Source organism: Stappia stellulata (genome assembly GCF_020176715.1).
GTDB lineage: Bacteria > Pseudomonadota > Alphaproteobacteria > Rhizobiales > Stappiaceae > Stappia.
Genome location: NZ_JAIVMF010000001.1, coordinates 153,574 through 172,110, shown reverse-complemented (window position 1 = coordinate 172,110; position 18,537 = coordinate 153,574). Strand labels below are relative to the sequence as shown.

At 66.8% G+C, this 18,537-nt stretch carries 14 protein-coding genes; 4 read left to right on the top strand and 10 right to left on the bottom strand.

Annotated elements, in window-relative coordinates; translation table 11 throughout:
• The first annotated feature begins 10 nt into the window (after nt 1–10).
• Both LC092_RS00825 and pbpC read left to right on the top strand, forming a co-directional pair.
• Nucleotides 11–5,527 carry an alpha-2-macroglobulin family protein gene (locus tag LC092_RS00825; RefSeq protein WP_224804097.1) on the top strand — a complete coding sequence of 1,839 codons (5,517 nt, stop codon included), beginning with the start codon at nt 11–13 and terminating at the stop codon, nt 5,525–5,527.
• 21 nt (nt 5,528–5,548) lie between these two features.
• Nucleotides 5,549–7,684, top strand: coding sequence for a penicillin-binding protein 1C (pbpC, locus tag LC092_RS00820; RefSeq protein ID WP_224804095.1), 2,136 nt, complete (start codon nt 5,549–5,551; stop codon nt 7,682–7,684).
• A 3-nt stretch (nt 7,685–7,687) separates the two neighbouring features.
• Here pbpC and LC092_RS00815 read toward each other — a convergent pair whose 3' ends face one another.
• Nucleotides 7,688–8,557: an alpha/beta fold hydrolase gene (locus LC092_RS00815; RefSeq protein WP_224804093.1), complete on the bottom strand. Its 870-nt coding sequence runs from the start codon at nt 8,555–8,557 to the stop codon at nt 7,688–7,690.
• A 225-nt stretch (nt 8,558–8,782) separates the two neighbouring features.
• Here LC092_RS00815 and dapA point away from each other — a divergent pair, with 225 nt between their 5' ends.
• On the top strand, nt 8,783–9,661 hold the full coding sequence (gene dapA, locus LC092_RS00810) for a 4-hydroxy-tetrahydrodipicolinate synthase (protein WP_224804091.1): 879 nt from the start codon (nt 8,783–8,785) through the stop codon (nt 9,659–9,661).
• Nucleotides 9,662–9,713: 52 nt separating this feature from the next.
• Nucleotides 9,714–10,193, top strand: a complete 480-nt coding sequence (gene smpB / locus LC092_RS00805) for an SsrA-binding protein SmpB (protein ID WP_224804089.1) — start codon at nt 9,714–9,716, stop codon at nt 10,191–10,193.
• An 88-nt stretch (nt 10,194–10,281) separates the two neighbouring features.
• Here smpB and LC092_RS00800 read toward each other — a convergent pair whose 3' ends face one another.
• From LC092_RS00800 to LC092_RS00760, 9 genes are all read right to left on the bottom strand, one after another.
• Nucleotides 10,282–10,734, bottom strand: a complete 453-nt coding sequence (locus LC092_RS00800) for an acyl-CoA thioesterase (RefSeq protein WP_224804087.1) — start codon at nt 10,732–10,734, stop codon at nt 10,282–10,284.
• 126 nt (nt 10,735–10,860) lie between these two features.
• Nucleotides 10,861–13,110: a DNA topoisomerase IV subunit A gene (parC, locus tag LC092_RS00795; protein ID WP_224804085.1), complete on the bottom strand. Its 2,250-nt coding sequence runs from the start codon at nt 13,108–13,110 to the stop codon at nt 10,861–10,863.
• Nucleotides 13,111–13,183: 73 nt separating this feature from the next.
• A complete protein-coding gene (gene recO, locus LC092_RS00790) occupies nt 13,184–13,939 on the bottom strand; it encodes a DNA repair protein RecO (RefSeq protein ID WP_224804083.1) in 756 nt (251 codons plus the stop codon).
• Nucleotides 13,940–13,972: 33 nt separating this feature from the next.
• Nucleotides 13,973–14,875: a GTPase Era gene (gene era, locus LC092_RS00785; RefSeq protein WP_224804892.1), complete on the bottom strand. Its 903-nt coding sequence runs from the start codon at nt 14,873–14,875 to the stop codon at nt 13,973–13,975.
• A 56-nt stretch (nt 14,876–14,931) separates the two neighbouring features.
• Nucleotides 14,932–15,651, bottom strand: a complete 720-nt coding sequence (gene rnc, locus LC092_RS00780) for a ribonuclease III (RefSeq protein ID WP_224804081.1) — start codon at nt 15,649–15,651, stop codon at nt 14,932–14,934.
• A 29-nt stretch (nt 15,652–15,680) separates the two neighbouring features.
• The gene (lepB, locus tag LC092_RS00775) at nt 15,681–16,433 is read right to left on the bottom strand and encodes a signal peptidase I (RefSeq protein ID WP_224804079.1); all 753 of its coding nucleotides are present in this window, start codon (nt 16,431–16,433) and stop codon (nt 15,681–15,683) included.
• A 231-nt stretch (nt 16,434–16,664) separates the two neighbouring features.
• Nucleotides 16,665–17,102, bottom strand: a complete 438-nt coding sequence (gene acpS, locus LC092_RS00770; protein WP_224804077.1) for a holo-ACP synthase — start codon at nt 17,100–17,102, stop codon at nt 16,665–16,667.
• Nucleotides 17,103–17,105: 3 nt separating this feature from the next.
• Entirely contained in the window at nt 17,106–17,861 is a 756-nt protein-coding gene (locus LC092_RS00765) for a pyridoxine 5'-phosphate synthase (protein WP_224804075.1), read from the bottom strand.
• Nucleotides 17,862–17,924: 63 nt separating this feature from the next.
• Nucleotides 17,925–18,524: a DUF2062 domain-containing protein gene (locus LC092_RS00760; RefSeq protein WP_224804073.1), complete on the bottom strand. Its 600-nt coding sequence runs from the start codon at nt 18,522–18,524 to the stop codon at nt 17,925–17,927.
• Between the last annotated feature and the right edge of the window lie 13 nt (nt 18,525–18,537).

The following is an 18,537-nucleotide window of genomic DNA, read 5'->3' as shown; positions in this document are numbered from 1 at the left end:
GGAGGTCGGCATGTTCGGACGTCACATGTGCGCGAAGCGCGAAACGCGGGGTCTGCGGACGCTTGCCATGCTGGCGATGGCGGCAACACTTGCCCTTCCCGGGGCGATGCGTGAGGCGGTTTCCCAGGACCGCCGCATCGTGACGGTGGACGAGGCCGACTATTTCGGAGGCGACTACCGTACGCTCAAGGACGTCGATCTCGAGGCCTGCAAGGCGGCTTGCGTCGGCGACCGTCAGTGCAAGGCCTTCACTTTCAACACCTCCGCCGGATGGTGCTTCCTGAAATCCGACGTTGGCAGCCTGCAGAGCTTTGCCGGCGCCGTTGCCGGGCGTGTCGTCGTCGTCGAGGCGCGGGATGAAACCCTTGCGCAGGAGCGCGGGGCAGACCTTTCCTATCTGCCGCGCACGTTCATGGATACGGCTGCCAGCTTCGCGCGCCAGCTGCCGCGTGTGTACCGGGCAGGCGAGGGCGCGATTTCGGCGCAGATGAGTGCCGCGCGCGAGGCCCTGGCGCGGGGCGCGGCGGAGGATGCCCAGGCCGGGTTCGCCCGGGCCCTGGTTCTTGCCCCAGATCGGCATGACCTCTGGTCCGGGCTGTCGCAAAGCCTGCTGCGCCAGGAACCGGACGACTGGCAGCGGCGCAACGCCGTGCGCGAGGATGCGACCGCCGCCGCGATCAACGCCTATCTGACGGCGGCAAACGCGGACGAGCAGGTGGCGGCGCTGGAGATCCTGGGCGCCTCGCTGGTCAAGCGCCAGCTCTACAGGCCGGCAATCAAGGCCTGGCGGGCAGCGCTCGCGCTTCAGGAGCAGCCGGGTCTGCGCAAGCGGTACGACCAGCTCGTCGCGGAACACGGCTTTCGCATTCTCGACCATCAGGTCGATGCGGATTCGGCCACGCCCCGGATCTGCGTGGTGTTTTCCGACAAGCTGCAGCGCAACGCCGACATGGAGCCCTTCGTGCGCGTGACGGGCGCCGGCCCGTTCTCGGTCGAGGGCGACGAGGCGCAGATCTGCATCGATGGCGTCCGTCACGGCGAGCGCTATTCGGTGCTGGTGCGCCAGGGCGTGCCCGCCGCGGATGGCGAGACGCTGGAAAAGTCGGCTTCGCTCAACGTCTATGTGCGCGATCGCAGCCCGTCCGTTCGCTTCCTCGGGCGCGCCTATGTGCTGCCCGCCGGCGATGGGGCCACGATTCCGGTCGTTTCGGTCAACACCTCGACGGTCGAGGCCGAGATCTACAGGATCGGCGAGCGCGGTCTTGCGCCGGCCCTGCGCGACCGGCGCGTGTTGTCGCAGCTCGATCCGTCGCGCGCCGACCAGTTGCGTGACGAATATGGCGAAAAGGTCTGGAGCGGCGAGATCGAGACGCGCGCACCGCTGAACACAGATGTGACCACGGCAATCCCGGTCACGGATCTCGGGCTGGAGATGGAGCCCGGCATCTATGCGATGGTCGCGCGCGCCGCCGCCGACAAGAAGAACGAGTGGGGACCGCGCGCGACGCAATGGTTCCTCGTCTCGGACCTCGGCATCAGCGCCTATTCGGGAGCCGATGGCGCCACGGTGATTGTCCGCGCGTTGTCCGATGCCTCGGCGGTGGCAGATGCGACGGTGCGTCTGGTCGCCGTCAACAACGACCTGCTTGGGGAGGTGAAGAGCGACGCGCAGGGCTTTGCCCGTTTCGCTCCGGGCTTGTCGCGCGGCACCGGCGGACTGGCACCGGCGCTGGTCAGCGTCGAGACCGGCGCGGGCGACTACGCCTTTCTCGACCTCACGGCGCCTGCCTTCGATCTCAGCGACCGCGGCGTTTCGGGACGTGCAGCACCCGGTCCTGTCGATGTCTTCGCCTGGCTCGATCGCGGGGTCTACCGCCCGGGTGAGACCGTTCATGCCGGCGCCATGGCGCGCGACCGCAACGCCGATGCCCGTGCCGGCCTTCCGTTGACCTTCATCTACGACCGGCCCGACGGCGTCGAGCATCTGCGGGTCGTGGTCGCGGATGCGGGCGAGGGCGGACGGGCGCATGCCCTGGACCTTCCCGCCGGCGCCCAGCAGGGCGGCTGGACGTTGCGCGTCCATGCCGACCCGAAGGCCGCGCCCCTTGCACAGACCTCTTTCCTTGTCGAGGATTTTCAGCCCGAGCGCGTCGACTACACGCCGGAAACCGAAGCCGAGGCCTTCGATCCCGCCAGCCCTCCGGAGGTCTCGATCACCGCACGGTTCCTCTATGGCGCTCCGGCCTCCGGTCAACGCCTCGAGGGCGAGGTCATCGTCACCCCGACGCGCGAGATGCCGGGGTATCCGGGCTACAGCTTCGGTCTGGCGGACGAGCAGATCTTCCCGGATCGCGCCAGCCTTCCAGACGGTCTTGAGACGGATGCGGACGGTCGGGTGCAATTCGTGCCTCCGCTCCCCGAGTTGCAGGACACGACAGCCGGATACCGGGCGCGGATCGTGACGCGTCTGGTCGAGGCTGGCGGACGGTTCGTCGAACGCGGGCTGGAACTGCCGATCCGTCCCGACGGTCCGCGCCTCGGCGTGAAGCCGGCGTTTGACGGCGGTGTCGAGGAAGGCGGTCCGGCGGAATTCGACATCGTTGCGATCTCCCCGTCGGGAGAGCGCATTGCGGCGGATGGTGTGAGCTGGAACCTGTCCAAGCTTGACACCCGCTACCAATGGTATCGCGCGGACGGCCGCTGGTCCTACGAGCCGGTAACCACCTCGCGTCGCATGGAAAGCGGGACGCTGGAGATTGCGGACGGCGCGCCCGCGCGTCTGTCCGTGCCCGTCGACTGGGGACGCTACCGGCTGGAAATCGCCGGCGGAAGCGGCTCCGGGATGGCGACCAGCGTGGAGTTCAACGCCGGCTGGTATGTTTCCTCCGCGTCCTCCCAGACGCCCGACGTGCTGGAAGTCGGGCTCGACAAGGAAGCCTACCGCGTCGGCGAAACCGCGACCCTGCGCATGACGCCGCGGGTCGACGGCGTCGCGCTAGTCTCCGTGATGTCGGACCGTCTGATCGAAAGCCGTACCGTGCCGGTCACAGCCGGCGAAAGCGAAGTTTCCTTCGAGATCACCGACGACTGGGGCAGCGGCGCCTATGTGACTGCGACCCTGTTGCAGCCGATGGACCTGAAGGAAAACCGCATGCCGTCGCGGGCCCTCGGTCTGCAGTGGCTCAAGGTCGATCCGGGTGCGCGCCGGCACACGGTGTCGCTGGATGCACCCGAGCGCATTCGCCCGCGCACGACGCTCGACGTCGGCGTGCGCGTTGCCGGGCAGGAGCCCGGAAAGCCCGCCTATCTTACCATCGCGGCGGTCGATGTCGGCATTCTCAACCTGACCGGTTTCGAGGCGCCGGAACCGTCCGGCTGGTATTTCGGCCAGCGCCGTCTCGGCGTCGACATTCGCGACTTCTACGGTCAGCTGATCGACAGGACCGCCGGCGAGCGCGGGCGGGTTCGCTCCGGCGGCGATGGCATGGGCCTGAACCTCGGCGCGCCGCCGCCGCAGGAAGCCCCTGTGGCGCTGTTTTCCGGTGTCGTCGAAACGGACGCCGAGGGGCGGGCGACCGTGTCCTTCGAGGTCCCCGACTTCAACGGAACGCTCAAGCTGATGGCCGTCGCCTGGAGTGCCGGCGGCGTCGGCGAGGCGCAGCGGGACGTCACCGTGCGCGATCCGCTGGTGATGACCGCCACGCTGCCGCGTTTCCTCGCGCCCGGCGATGACTCGCGCCTGCTGGTCGAGATCGACAATGTCGAGGGCGCGGCCGGCGACTACGAGATCACCGCCGAGATCGCCGGTCCGATCGCAACCGATCTCGGAGCGAACCGCCGCCAGCTGCGTCTGGAGGCGGAGGAGCGCCGCAGCCTGCGCGTTCCGATCCGTGCCGGCGACCTGCCGGGGGACGCGTCTGTCGTGCTGCGCCTGAGCGGTCCGGACGGTCCGGTCGGCGAGAAGACGCTGGCGCTCGGCGTACGCGACACCACGCCGCCCGTCACACGGCGCTCCCATGTGACGCTCGCCGCCGGCGGCAGTCTGATGCTGGATGCCGGAACGCTTGCCGGGCTGCAGCCGCGCACGGCGCGCGTGAGCGTGGCGAACGGCGGTCTTGCCCGCATCAATGTGCCGGGGCTTCTGGCCGCGCTCGACCGCTATCCCTACGGCTGCACGGAGCAGACCGCATCGCGGGCCCTTCCGCTTCTCTATGTCAACGAAATTGCGATCTCCGCCGGCCTCGATACCGACGTGGACGTGCGCGAGAGGGTCCAGACGGCAATCGGCCGCGTGCTGGGCAATCAGGGGTCGAACGGGGCGTTCGGACTGTGGAACAGCTACGGCGGCAGCGACACCTGGCTGGATGCCTATGTCACCGACTTCCTGCTGCGTGCCCGTGACCGCAATTACGATGTGCCGGAACGCGCGATGACCGCGGCCCTCGACAATCTCGAGAACCGGGTGGCCTATGCCTCCGACTTCGAGAGCGGCGGCGAGGACATTGCCTATGCGCTCTATGTTCTGGCCCGGGCGAGCCGCGCATCGCTCGGCGACCTGCGCTACTATGCCGATGTGAAGCTCGATGCTTTCGGCTCCGCGCTGGCCAAGGCCCAGATCGGCGCGGCCCTTTCGCTGTATGGCGAGACGACGCGGGCGAAGCTTGCCTTCGATGCTGCACTCGGAGCCACCGAGCAGCCGGAATCCATCGGCTACCGGGACGACTACGGGACCGCCCTGCGCGATGCCGCCGGCGCTCTGGCCTATGCGACCCGCGCGAAGGTCGACGGCCTCGACACGCCGGCGCTCGCGCGCCAGGTAGGCAACCGCCAGGATGCAGCGTCCAGCCTCTCCACGCAGGACATGGCCTGGCTTCTGCTTGCGGGCCATGAGCTTCAGCAAACAGCGGCGGAAAGTGCCTTTGCCCTCAACGGCAATGCGGTCAGCGGTGCCTTGGCGAGCCGCTTCGACGGCGCAGACCTGCTCACCGACCCGGTGTCGCTGGCAAACCGGGGCGGGACGGCACAGGACGTGGTTGTCACGGTCACCGGCAAGCCGTCCGTGCCCGAGCCGGCCACGGGCCAGGGGTACCGGATCACGCGCGCCTATTATGACCTAGACGGCAATTCCGTCGATCCGGCCGGCGTCGCGGTGAACACCCGTCTCGCGGTGGTGCTGACGGTGACCCGCGACCGGCCCGGACGCGGGCGTGTCATGGTGGTGGACCGGCTGCCGGCCGGGCTCACCATCGACAATCCGAGGCTGGTGCGCTCCGGCGACGTCGGCGCGCTCGACTGGCTCGACAGCATCGACAATGCGGAGCACGTCGAGTTCCGCGATGACCGCTTCGTCGTGGCCGTGGACGAGACGCGGCTGAACGGAGACCGCTACACCTTTGCCTATCTCGCCCGCGCATCGGTGCCGGGCCGCTTCGCGCTTCCGCCTGCAACGGTGGAGGACATGTACCGGCCCGACCTGAACGGACGCACGGCCGCGGGTCGGTTCGAGGTGCTGGGCCCGAGACAGTAGCGCCCGGCGATGGATCCGCGGATGAAGGGGCAGGGCGCATCGGGTGGACGCCTCCGGCGCGTCGCAAGACGGGCAGCCTACGGCCTTGCCGCGATCCTTGCCGCGGGCGTGGCGCTCGCTGTCCTCCTCTTGGTGCAGGTCGCCTCGGTTCCCGTCACGCGCACCTCAGCGGAGGTCACCGTCTCCAAAGCCGTTCTGGCGCGCGACGGAGCCTTGTTGCGCGCCTTCCAGACCCCCGACGACCGCTGGCGGCTCCCGGTGTCACTGGTCGATGTGGATCCGCTCTACATCCGCATGTTGCTGGCCTATGAGGACAGACGGTTCCATGCGCATGCAGGGGTCGATCCGCGCGCCGTTCTTCGCGCCGGCGTCCAGTCGTTCCTGGCCGGGCGGATCGTGTCGGGCGCCTCGACGCTGACGATGCAGACGGCACGCCTGACGATGGAACGCTCGACGCGCGGGCTTGCATCGAAATGGCGACAGATCGTGCTGGCGCTGGCGCTCGAACGCGATCTTGCCAAGGCCGACATTCTCGCGCTCTACCTGCTGCGCGCGCCCTTCGGCGGCAATATCGAAGGCGTTCGCGCGGCGACGCTTGCCTGGTTCGCGAAGGAGCCGGCGCGGCTGACCCCGGCCGAGGCGGCGCTGCTGGTCGCCCTGCCGCAGGCCCCGGAACTGCGACGCCCGGATCGCTATCCGCAGGCCGCGCGACAGGCGCGCGACCGTGTGCTTGCGGTCATGGCGGCTCGCGGGGTGCTGAGCCCCGAACAGGTCGATGCCGCCGCGCGCGCGCCGGTTCCGACCCTGCGCCGCGAAGTCCCGCGCCTTGCCGCGCATGCGGCCCGCGATGCTGTTGCAGCCCGGGATGGGGACAACGAGATCCGCCTCACCATTGATGCGGACCTGCAGGCGCGGCTGGAGCAGCTTGCACAGGCCCGCGCCCGGCGCCTCGGTCCGCATGTCTCGGTCGCCATGATCGTCGCCGATCACCAAAGCGGTGAAATCCGGGCCCATGTCGGGTCGCCGGATCTGCTCGACGAGGCCCGGCGCGGGCACGTCGACATGACGCGCGCGCTGCGCTCGCCCGGATCGACCCTCAAGCCACTGATCTACGGTTTGGCCTTCGAGGAAGGCATCGCCCATCCCGACAGTCTGATCGACGACCGCCCGGCGACCCTTGGCGGTTACTCGCCGACCAATTTCGACCAGTCGTTTCAGGGAACGGTGCGCGTGCGCGATGCGCTGCTGGCTTCGCTGAATGTTCCGGCGGTGGCGCTTCTGGATGCGGTCGGGGTCGCGCGCTTTGTCGCGCGCCTGCGCAGGTCCGGGGCCACGCCGCGCTTTTCCGGCGATCAGCCGCCCGGACTTGCCGTGGCGCTTGGCGGTTTCGGGCTGTCGCTTGCGGATCTCGTCTCGCTCTATGCGGGGATCGCGAACGAGGGCGCCCCCGTTCGCCTGCGGATCGAACCCGGTGGTGGAGGCGAAGGTGCGGGTGTGCTTGCAGCGAATAAGCGGGTGCTTTCGCCGACGGCGGCCTGGCGCATCGGCGAGATCCTGTCGGAAGTGCCGCCGCCGGCAGCCGCGCGCGGCGAGGGCGTCGCCTACAAGACCGGGACCTCCTACGGCTATCGCGACGCCTGGGCGGTGGGCTATGACGGCCGCCACGTCATCGGCGTCTGGACCGGGCGGGCGGACGGCACCCCGGTGCCGGGCATGACAGGCTTCGATTCGGCCGCACCCATCCTGTTCGAGGCGTTTCAGCGGGTCGGACCCGAGCGCGAACGGCTGTCGCCGCCGCCAACGGCGGAGCTTGCCGGACGCGATCCCGTTCCGGCGCCCCTGCAACATGCCCGGACCCGGGCGTCGCGCGAGGCTGTGGAGGGCGTGACGTCAGCGCCGGAGATCTTCTATCCCCCCGACGGGGCGGTTATCGAGCTTGGACTGGCCAGCGCATCCCCGACAGGCGAACCGCTGCCGCTTGTGATCAAGGCGCGGCGCGGGCGCGGTCCCTTTGTCTGGATGGCGAACGGAGCGCCGGTCGCCAATGGCGCCCATGCGCGCGCCCTGACGCTGGTACCGGACGGGCCCGGCACGTCGACGATCTCGGTGATCGACGCCGATGGCCGTTCGGCCCGCGTGACCGTGCATCTGCGCTAGCGCTCAGTCGGATTTTCCGGCGCAGCGGCAGGCGAAGTTGACGATCGCGTCCTGGGTTTTCGCGTCCCACAGAAGCGGCGCGTGGCCTTCATTCTCAACGGTGAGGGCCTTTGCATCCGGGTGTCGGCGCATCATCTCGGCGAAGGTTTCCTCGCTCAAAAGGTCGGAATGGGCGCCCCGCAGCGCCAGCAGCGGCGTGGCGCGGATCGCATCGAACACGGGCCAGAAATCCGGAAGGTCCGCCTCCCGGTCGAGATCTTCAAGCGTGTGGCGCAGCTTTTCGTCATAGTCGAGATGCAGCCCGTCGGGCGTCTCGACATACAATTGCCGCGCAAACCGCTCCCAGCCGGCGTCATCGAGCCCGGGAAACTGCTCTGCCAGGGCACAGCGAAGCCGGGCGGCGGCGGACGGCCAGTCGGCTGCCTCCATCGTGTGGCCGATGGTTCCGGCAAGGCGATGCAGACCGTCGCGTTCGATGGTCGGGCCGATATCGTTCAGCACCACGCCGGCAACACGCTCCGCCGAGCGCAGGGCAAGCAGCATCGCGTGCAGCCCGCCGCGCGAGGTGCCGATGACGATGGCCCGTGGGATGCCAAGCGCATCGAGGCCGCAGTCGATGTCCTCGGCCTCGCGTTCGATGGCATAGTTGCGCCAGTCGGCGTCATGGTCCGAGCGGCCGCGGCCGCGATAGTCCATCGCCGTTACATCAAAGCCGCGAGCGGCAAGCGCCTCGGCCAGCGGGGTGAAGTCGCGGCTGTTGCGCGACAGCCCTGCGAGGCACAGGACCTGCGGCGGCGAGGACCCTGCGTTTTTCGCGCGCCAGGTCGTCGCGGCGAGCCGAAGTCCGTCGCTTGCCAGCCATTCTCTTGCCAAGGGAGTGGCTTCGTTCGCGGTGGCTGTGGGCGATCGATCCGGTTGCATGCTGTTCGGCAAGGCGTTTCCCCCGTTGTTGACCGCCATGATAGTCGCCGGCGAACGACGATTGAAAGAGGCATCCGGCCCCGGAACAGTGCGTGTTGCGTCGCCAGCGCGCGGCGACTATTGTGCGCCACCCGGGCGTTCCGCCCGTTACCTGATCCACACTCCAAGAGGACCGTCATGTTCAAGGGATCCATCCCCGCACTCGTCACGCCGTTTCGCGACGGAGCGGTTGATGAGAAAGCGTATCAGGAGTTTGTGGACTGGCAGATCAAAGAGGGCAGCCACGGCCTCGTTCCGGTCGGCACGACCGGCGAGAGCCCGACGCTCAGCCATGCCGAGCACAAGCGCGTTGTTGATCTGTGCATCGAGGCGGCCGGCGGCCGCGTTCCGGTGATGGCCGGAGCCGGCTCCAACAACACCGTCGAGGCCATCGACTTCGCCACCTTCGCGCAGAAGGCCGGAGCCGATGCCCTGCTGATCGTAACGCCCTATTACAACAAGCCGAACCAGGCGGGTCTGAAGGCGCATTACCGGGCGATCGACAAGGAAGTCGACATTCCGATCTACATCTACAACATCCCCGGCCGGTCGGTGATCGACATGACGCCGGAGACGATGGCGGAGCTGTTTGCGACCTGCAAGAACATCAAGGGCGTGAAGGACGCGACCGCGAACATGTCGCGGGCGAGCCGTCAGCGCGAGGTGTGCGGCCCCGACTTCATCCAGCTTTCGGGTGAGGACATCACCGCGCTCGGCTTCAACGCCCATGGCGGCACGGGCTGCATTTCCGTGACCGCCAACGTCGCGCCGCGCCTTTGTGCGCAGTTCCAGGAAGCGACCCTTGCGGGCGACTTCCGCACGGCGCTTGAGATCCAAGACCGGCTGGCACCGCTGCACAATGCGCTGTTCATCGAACCGAACCCGACGGGCGTCAAATACGCGCTGTCGCTGATCGGAAAGCTGGACAACGAACTGCGCCTGCCGCTCGTGCCGGTATCGGAAACAACCCAGGCGGCGATCCGCGATGCGATGACGCACGCGGGCCTGCTCAACTGAACAAGGACAGCGCCGGCGTGGCCTGAGGCCGCGCCGGCGCCCGGGCATCACCATGGCCAAGAAGAAGGCGAATGAAGGCGGACGCAAGATCATTGCGGAAAACCGCAAGGCGCGCTTCAATTACGAGATAGAGGACACGCTTGAGGCCGGCATTGTCTTGACCGGAACCGAGGTGAAGGCACTGCGCCTTGGCAAGTCCAACATCGCGGAATCCTATGCCAGCGAAGAGGGCGGGGAGCTCTGGCTGATCAACTCCTATATCCCCGAGTATCTTCAGGCGAACCGTTTCAATCACGAGCCCCGTCGCCGGCGCAAGCTGCTGGTGCATGCGCGCGAGCTCGCGCGCCTGTCGTCTGCCGTCCAGAAGGACGGAAAGACCATCGTCCCGCTCAAGCTCTACTTCAACGAGAAGGGCACGGCGAAACTGGAGCTCGCCCTGGCGCGCGGCAAGAAGCTGCACGACAAGCGCGAGACCGAGAAGAAGCGAGACTGGAGCAGGGAAAAGGCCCGACTGTTGAAAACGGCTGGATAACCTGTGCGCCGCTCGGTGGAAAAGCTGTGCGAAACCTGTGAATTCGAGATGAGAACCTGCTTTAGGAAAGCTTGGCAATTCGTTGGATTTACCGAGGTTCCTTCTGGACCGAGATCGACTCCAGCAGAGCCCGCCGTTCTCCGGTGATTGGCACCGGGCGGCGGGTCTTCGAATCCACCTGCACATGCACGAAACGGCCCTGCGCACAGGCGCTCTGTCCGTCGTTGCGAAACAGGCCGATTTCATAGGTCACGGAACTTCCGCCAAGGCGGGAGACCCGGATCCCGGCGTGAACCACGTCCGGGAAGGTCAGTTCCTCGAAATAGCTGCACTGCGTTTCGACGACCAGGAACACCTGTTCCGACCAGCGCGGGTCGAGGGTCCCGCGCGAGATCAGCCACCCATTTACCGCCGTGTCGAAATAGCTCAGGTACTCGACGTTGTTGACGTGGCCATAGGCGTCGGCATCCATCCAACGGGTCGGGATCTCGCGAAAGACCTGAAACCCGTCGCGTGAAAACGGCTCGATGCGCTGGCTCATGCATGTCCCCAGTGGGTTGGAGGAAGGACTTGCCGGATTTCAATATGCGGCGCGCCGGATTGCAAGCGCGCCGGCCTCACCCACCGCCGGCGGCGAACGCCGCAGGGCGACTGGTGCCAACCGGGTCTAGAGCGTCCGCCGTCCGAATGTGTTGGTGCGGGGGAAGCCGTTCGGCGGCAGCCGGCCGGCCTGGGCCCGGTCGCCACGCCAGTCGGTCAACTCCTCCAGCGAGCGGGTGAAGCTGCGCCCGGAGCTGTCGACCCAGCTCAACCCGTTAGCGCCCTTGAACACGACGGCATCCGACACGCCGCCGTCGCGATAGCGCTGCAGCCGCACGCCGCGCCCGCGGCTCATCTCCGGCACCTGCGACAGCGGGAACACGAGAAGCTTGCGGTTGCGTCCGATGATCGCGACTTGATCGCCATCGGCGGCGACGCAGAGTTTCGCTTCGCCGGGCGTCGTGACGTTCAGCACCTGCTTGCCTTTGCGGGTGTTGGCGATGACATCGGCCTCGTTGACGACGAAGCCGCGCGCTTCTGTCGACACCAGCAGCAGCTTGCGGTCGCCCTTGGAGACGAAGACGTCGACGACGTCGTGGCCCTCGTCCATGTCGACCATCAGGCGGAAGGGTTCGCCGTGGCCGCGCCCGCCGGGCAGCTTGTCGGCGGCGAGGGTGAAGAACTTGCCGCCGGTGGTGAAGACCAGCAGCTTGTCGGTCGTCTCCGCGTGGATATGAAGTTTCAGCGCATCGTCCTGCTTGAACGACAGCGACGAGAGGTCGGTCTGGTGGCCCTTCAGTGCGCGCACCCAGCCCTTTTCCGAGACGATGACGGTGATCGGTTCCTTCTCGATCATCGCCTGATGAATGTCGGTCACGTCGATGTCGATCGCATCGCCGAAGGTGGTGCGGCGCTTGCCGAGAGCTGTCTCAGGGCCGTAGGCCTTCGCCAGTTCGGTGATCTGCTTGCCGATGCGGGTCCACTGGCGTGCATCGGAGCCAAGCAGCGTCAGCAATTGCTCGCGCTCTTCGGTAAGCTTGTCGTGCTCCTTGCGGATCTCGATCTCTTCGAGCTTGCGCAAGGCGCGCAGGCGCATGTTGAGGACGGCTTCGGCCTGAACGTCGCTGAGGCCGAAGGCGGCCCGCAGCGAGGCCTTGGCGTCGTCCTCCTCGCGGATGATGCGGATCACCTCGTCGAGGTTCAGATAGGCGATCAGGTAGCCGCCAAGGACTTCCAGCCGATGCTCGATCTGGCCGAGGCGGTGGGTCGAGCGCCGCACCAGCACGTCCTTGCGGTGGTCGAGCCACTCGCGCAGCACCTGGCGCAGGCCCATCACCATCGGAACTCGACCGCCCGAAAGCACGTTCATATTGAGCGAGAACCGGTTTTCCAGATCCGTCAGCTTGAACAGGGATTCCATCAGCAGCGAGGCGTCGACATTCTTGCTGCGCGGCACGAGCACGAGCCGGACGTCCTCGGCGGATTCGTCGCGCACGTCGTCGAGGAGCGGCAGCTTGCGCGCCTGCAGCAGTTCCGCGATCTTCTCGATCAGGCGGGATTTCTGCACCTGATAGGGGATCTCCGTGACCACCACCTGCCAGGTGCCGCGCCCCAGGTCCTCGACCTCCCAGCGCGCGCGCACGCGAAATCCGCCGCGTCCGGTTTCATAGGCCTCGAGGAAAGCCGCGTCGTTGCGCACCAGCACGCCGCCGGTCGGGAAATCCGGACCCTGGACGTGGGTAAGCAGTTCCTCCGTGGAGGCGTCGGGCGTCTTGATCAGGAGCTGCGCGGCCGCGCAGAGCTCGCCGATGTTGTGCGGCGGGATCGAAGTCGCCATGCCCACCGCAATACCGGCGGCGCCATTGGCAAGCAGATTGGGAAAGCCGCCCGGCAGGACGATCGGTTCCCGGTCGAGACCGTCGTAGGTCTCGCGGAAGTCGACCGCGTCCTCGTCCAGGCCCTCGAGCGTGCGCATGGCGATGTCGGTCAGCCGCGCCTCGGTATAACGCATCGCCGCAGCGCTATCGCCGTCAATGTTGCCGAAGTTGCCCTGGCCGTCGACCATCGGGTAGCGAACGGCGAAATCCTGCGCCAGACGCACGAGGGCGTCATAAATCGCCTGGTCGCCGTGCGGGTGGTATTTACCCATCACGTCGCCGACCACGCGGGCGCATTTCTTGAAGCCTGCGTTCGGGTCGAGCTTCAGCAGGCGCATGGCGTAGAGCAGCCGGCGATGGACCGGTTTCAACCCGTCGCGCACATCCGGAAGCGCCCGGTGGGTGATCGTCGAAAGCGCGTAGGCGAGATAGCGCTCCTCGAGCGCGTCGCGCAAATTGATCGGTTCAATGCCGCCAGGCGGAATCAGGTCTTTTCCCATAAGCCTTGGCTACAGCCATTCACCGAATCGCGCAACGCATTGCCGGCGGTTAAGCGAGGCAAACCGGCGCTTTTCAGCTTGCAGCCGTCGCGCGGCGCACCGCTTCGATAAAGCCGTCGCGTGCCGGCGACACGGCCACGCCGCGCGGGGTGTAGACATGCCGGTTGAGAAAATATCCGGTCAGACGGAATGCGTCGGCCAGCGCCGCTCCGTCGACCTCGGACCCCGGTGTTGCGATCTCTCCGCCGTCGCGGGCGCGCAGGAACGCCGGCAATGGGAGGAGCCGGTCGGCATAGGGCGCGCCGGCGGCGCTGCAGACGGCGCGGCCGGACTTGGGCGAGACATAGATCAGGTCGGTGCGCTGTCCCGTGGCGGCGCATTCGCCCAGGTCGAGACCGAAGCCGAGCTCGGCCAGGACCTGAAGTTCGAAATGGACCATCAGCGGCCCGGCGATTGCCGGCGTGCCGAGATGGTCGAGGATCGCCGTCAGGCCGGCGTGGAGCAGGGGGTGAGGGTCGCGTTCAGGCAGCAGATGCAGGAGTGCGGCAAGCGCCTGGATCCCGTAGACGCCGCTTGCCGCCGTCATCAGGTCGGCGGCGCGTTGTGTCACGGGTTCGACGGCAAATGTGCCCAGATGATTGTCGATCCGCGCGCGCCAGACCAGGTCGACGGTGTTGCCCGGCTGGAGTGCCGCCTGCATCTTGCGGCTGCGACCCCCGCGCACCAGACCCAGGTGCCGCCCGCGTCCGCGCGTCATGACCTCGAGGATGACGCTCGACTCCCCGTGACGCCGGGTGGCGAGGATGATGCCGTCGTCACTCCATTCCATGGTCGCTCGCCGTTCAGGTCCGCGCGCCGGACGTCAGCGCGGGAACTCCAGCCCCATCTCGCGGTAGCGCTCCGGGTCGTCGGCCCAGTTTTCCCGGACCTTGACGAAGAGGAAGAGATGCACCGGGCAGCCGAGCACTTCCGCGATTTCGCCGCGTGCCGCCTGCGAGATCGCCTTGATGGTGCGCCCGCCCTGACCGAGCACGATCATCTTCTGGCTGTCGCGCTCGACATAGATCGTCTGCTCGATGCGCACGGAGCCATCCTTGCGCTCCTGCCAGCTCTCGGTTTCCACCGTCGACATATAGGGCAATTCCTGGTGAAGACGCAGGAACAGCTTCTCGCGGGTGATTTCGGCCGCGAGCATGCGCATCGGCAGGTCCGAAGCCTGGTCTTCCGGGTAGAGCCACGGGCTCGGCGGAACGGAAACGGCCAGATGGTCCATCAGCTTGTCGAGGCCATACCCCTTGGACGCCGACACCATGAAGGTCTCGTCGAAGGCCACGCGCTCGTTGGCCTTCTGGGCCAGCTCGAGCAGGTGATCGCGCTTGGTGATGTCGATCTTGTTGAGGACCAGCAGCTTCGGCAGTTTCACATCCGCCAGCCGGTCGAGAATGGCTTCCGCCCCCTCGTCGATGCCCTTCTTGGCATCGATCAGCAGGACGACGATATCCGCTTCGCGCGCCCCGCCCCAGGCGGTGTCGACCATCGCCCGCTCGAGACGGCGCTTCGGGCGGAAGATCCCCGGCGTGTCGACGAAGATGATCTGCGAGGCGCCATGCATGGCGATGCCGCGCACCAGCGCCCGCGTCGTCTGGACCTTGTGGGTGACGATGGAGACCTTCACCCCGACGAGCGCATTGAGCAGCGTCGATTTGCCCGCGTTCGGCGCCCCGATCAGCGCGACGAAGCCCGCCCGCGTCTCGGACGGGGCGATCGCTTCGGGCTCGGTCGTGGTACCGGCCGGGCCGGTGGTCTCGTCTGGCGTGTCGTTCACCTGGGTTCTGTCTCCGTCCACAAGCCCTCACGCACGAGCGCGGCTTCGGCTGCGCGCTGTTCGGCAAGGCGTTTTGATCCTCCGGTCCCGAAGGCCGGCTCTGTTTCGTCGATATCGACGCGCACGGTAAAGCTCGGCGCGTGATCGGGACCGCTTCGCTCCGTCATGGTGTAGCGCGGCGCGGTCTTTCCGCGCCCTTGCGCCCATTCCTGGAGCATGGTCTTGGGATCGCGCAGCGGGCCGCTGTAGTTGGTCATGCGCGGGCCCCAGTGACGCTCGATCAGAGTTTGCGCCGCCGCAAGGCCCGCGTCCAGATAGATCGCCGCGATCACCGCCTCGCAGACATCGGCGAGGATTGCGGTTTTCTTGCGTCCGCCGGTCTGTGCCTCGCTGTCGCCGAAGACGATGGCCTCTCCGAGCGCGAGGTCGCGGGCGACATCGGCGCAGGTCTCGCGCCGGACCAACTGGTTGAGCCGGCGGGCAAGCTCGCCTTCCTCCGCCTGGGGAAAGCTGTGATGCAGCATTGTCGCCACTGCAAGCCCGAGCACCCTGTCGCCGAGAAACTCAAGCCGCTGGTAGCTTGTGCCGGCATCGCCCCTGGCTGTCGCGCTGCCGTGGGTGAGGGCGCGGGTCAGCAGCGAGCCATCGGAGAATGTGTGGCCGAGGCGGGCTTGCAGGTCCTTTTCCGCGCTGCGCTGCGCTGTGTCCGTGTTCATCGTCATACCGTCCGCACGGGGCTGACCGGTCAAAGCGTCCGGAACAGGCGGTTGAACCGCACCGTCCAGGGCCATTTCCAGAACATCCAGGCGGAAGCGTCCTCATCCACGGAGAAGAACAGGATTTCCGCCCGCCCGACGAAGTTCTCGAACGGAACATAGCCAACGGCCGACAACACGCGGCTGTCGGTGGAGTTGTCCCGGTTGTCGCCCATCATGAAGTAGTGCCCCGGGGGCACCTTGTAGACGCGGGTGTTGTCCCAGGTCCCGCGCATGGTCAGATCGAGCGTGTCATAGGTGACGCCGTTCGGCAGGGTTTCGCGGAACCGCGGGACCCGTCGCACGCTGCCAAAGGAGTCGGTCGTGATGAAATCGTCGATTCGGCTGCGTTCGACGGCGGTGCCGTTGATGTGCAGGACACCGTCGATCATCTGGATCTCGTCGCCCGGCAGGCCGACCACCCGTTTGATGTAGTCGGTGGAATTGTCGCGCGGAAGCTTGAAGACAGCGACATCGCCGCGCTCCGGCTCTTCCGCCCAGATCCGGCCCTCGATCGGGATCAGGCCATAGGGAAAGGAATACTGCGAGTAGCCATAGCTGTACTTCGAGACGAACAGGTAATCGCCGATCAGCAACGTATCCATCATCGAGCCCGACGGGATGTTGAAAGGCTGAAACAGCAGCGTTCGCACGATCAGCGCGAGCGCAAGCGCCTGCACAAGCACCTTGGTGGTCTCGTAGATCCCACCGTCTTTGCTTTTCTTGTCTTCAGACACGCTCATTTGATCCTTCGCGACTTGAACGCATACCTGGTGCCGGCATCCCGCAGCACACAGGGCCAAAGCGGCAGGGAACTTCGTGGTGCATGCGCCCGGCCTGGCGCAGCCCGCAGGCATTCTGGTGGCGAAAACGCCCGGCGTGCACGTACCTGGAGGAAACGGCGCATGCGCGTCTTGGCTTGTACCGGCTCGCTTTCGCCTGCGCAATGCAAAGCGCTCGCCAAGATCGCCGTGTCATCCGTCGCGTGTCCCCGGCGCCAGGGCCTGCGGCCAATCCGCCGGCCATGCGGTGATCACCACAAAGGCCTGGGCCAACGGATCGTCATCGGTGATCGTCAGGTCGATGCGCGGATGAAACCCCTCCGGCACGAGGGTTGCCAGGCGCCGTTCGGCGGAGCCGGTCAGTTGCATCGTCGGCTTTCCCGACGGCAGGTTCACGACCCCCATTTCGCGCCAGGCGACGCCCATGCGGATGCCCGTGCCGAGCGCCTTGGAGCAGGCTTCCTTGGCCGCGAAGCGCTTCGCGTAGGAGGCGGCGCGCAGCCGGCGCCGGTCGGACCGGCGCCGTTCCTCTTCGGTGAAAACACGCATGACGAAGCGTTCGCCGAACCGGTCGAGCGTCTTCTCGATCCTGCGGATGTCGATCAGGTCAGAGCCGATGCCGACGATCATCGCTCAGGCGGCCCTGGCGCGCCCGAGCATCATCTGCTGGCGCATCTCGGCAATCGCGGCTTCCAGGCCGATGAAGATCGCTTCGCCGATCAGGAAATGGCCGATGTTGAGTTCGACCAGTTCCGGGATTGCCGCGATATCCGCCACCGTCTCGAAGGTGAGGCCATGGCCTGCATGAACCTCAAGTCCGACGGCGGCGCCGTGGCGCGCGGCATCCTGGATGCGCGCGAGTTCCCTTGCCGCGCCGGCATGGTCGCCCTCCGCGAAGAGGTCGCAATACCGCCCGACGTGAAGTTCAACCACCTGGGCGCCGAGCGAGACGGCAGCATCGAGCTGGACGGGATCCGGCTCGACGAAAAGCGAGACGCGGCTGCCGTTCTCGGCAAGTTTCGCGACGATCGGGGCAAGCTGATTGTGCTGTCTGCGCGCATCCAGTCCGCCCTCGGTGGTGCGTTCCTCGCGTTTCTCGGGAACGATGCACGCCGCATGCGGCTTGGCCTTCAGCGCAATTGCGAGCATCTCCGGGGTCGCCGCCATCTCGAAGTTGAGGGGCAGGTCGATCTCGCGGCTCAGCCGTTCGATGTCGGCGTCCGAAATGTGGCGGCGATCCTCGCGCAAATGCGCGGTAATCCCGTCGGCGCCGGCACGTGCGGCTGCGTGTGCCGCCCGGACCGGATCCGGCATCGTACCGCCGCGGGCGTTGCGGATGGTTGCGACGTGATCGATGTTGACGCCGAGACGCAGGCGCTGGCTTGTCATGACAGACTCCCGAAAGCAATCGAACAAGGGCGGCTGGCGCCGCACGAAGGCAATATGGCCGCGTTAGGGCTGCGCGTCGAGGTCGGGCTTGCGGGGATTTGCGGAGGCGAGCCCGCGTCGCGCGGCAAGCCGCACCCGCCGCGAGCGCTGATAGGTGCGCACGCTGTAGAAGACCAGGAAATAGGACACCACGCCAGCGACAAGCCCGAGCGGCATCGCGCCCACCAGCATCGGCTTGATCAGCGGCAGCAGCGTATCCAGCGAGCGCTCGAAAAAACCGCCTTCGAGATGGCGGTCGAGGGCCTTGTGGTCGAGCGTCTTCGCCTCCCCGTAGAGGATGATCGCGCCGAGCTTGTAGGTCGATGCCCAGATCAACGGGAAGGTGAGGGGGTTGCCGATCGCCGTGCCGAGCGCGGCGGCGAGCATGTTGCCGCCGATGATGAAGGCAATGACGAAACTGAGAACGAAATGCAGTCCGATGAAGGGGGTGATGGAGGCGAAGACGCCGGCGGCGAAGCCAAGGGCGATGGCATTTGGCGATGCGGTCAGTCGCAGGACCCGTTTTGAGAAATACCGTGCGGAGCGCGCGAAACTGTGGCGTGGCCAGACCGCGACGCGCAGTCTCTCCAGATGGTTGGGCGAGGTCCGGCGTTTGAAAAGCATGTTTCGGTTCTTT

Coding starts and splice junctions, on each gene's coding strand:
- dapA (WP_224804091.1), top strand. CDS start 8,783: ATGTTCAAGGGATCCATCCCCGCACTCGTCACGCCGTTTCGCGACGGA.
- smpB (WP_224804089.1), top strand. CDS start 9,714: ATGGCCAAGAAGAAGGCGAATGAAGGCGGACGCAAGATCATTGCGGAA.
- lepB (WP_224804079.1), bottom strand. CDS start 16,433: ATGAGCGTGTCTGAAGACAAGAAAAGCAAAGACGGTGGGATCTACGAG.
- LC092_RS00800 (WP_224804087.1), bottom strand. CDS start 10,734: ATGAGCCAGCGCATCGAGCCGTTTTCACGCGACGGGTTTCAGGTCTTT.
- LC092_RS00825 (WP_224804097.1), top strand. CDS start 11: ATGTTCGGACGTCACATGTGCGCGAAGCGCGAAACGCGGGGTCTGCGG.
- acpS (WP_224804077.1), bottom strand. CDS start 17,102: ATGATCGTCGGCATCGGCTCTGACCTGATCGACATCCGCAGGATCGAG.
- rnc (WP_224804081.1), bottom strand. CDS start 15,651: ATGAACACGGACACAGCGCAGCGCAGCGCGGAAAAGGACCTGCAAGCC.
- LC092_RS00765 (WP_224804075.1), bottom strand. CDS start 17,861: ATGACAAGCCAGCGCCTGCGTCTCGGCGTCAACATCGATCACGTCGCA.
- recO (WP_224804083.1), bottom strand. CDS start 13,939: ATGGAATGGAGTGACGACGGCATCATCCTCGCCACCCGGCGTCACGGG.
- parC (WP_224804085.1), bottom strand. CDS start 13,110: ATGGGAAAAGACCTGATTCCGCCTGGCGGCATTGAACCGATCAATTTG.
- pbpC (WP_224804095.1), top strand. CDS start 5,549: ATGAAGGGGCAGGGCGCATCGGGTGGACGCCTCCGGCGCGTCGCAAGA.
- LC092_RS00760 (WP_224804073.1), bottom strand. CDS start 18,524: ATGCTTTTCAAACGCCGGACCTCGCCCAACCATCTGGAGAGACTGCGC.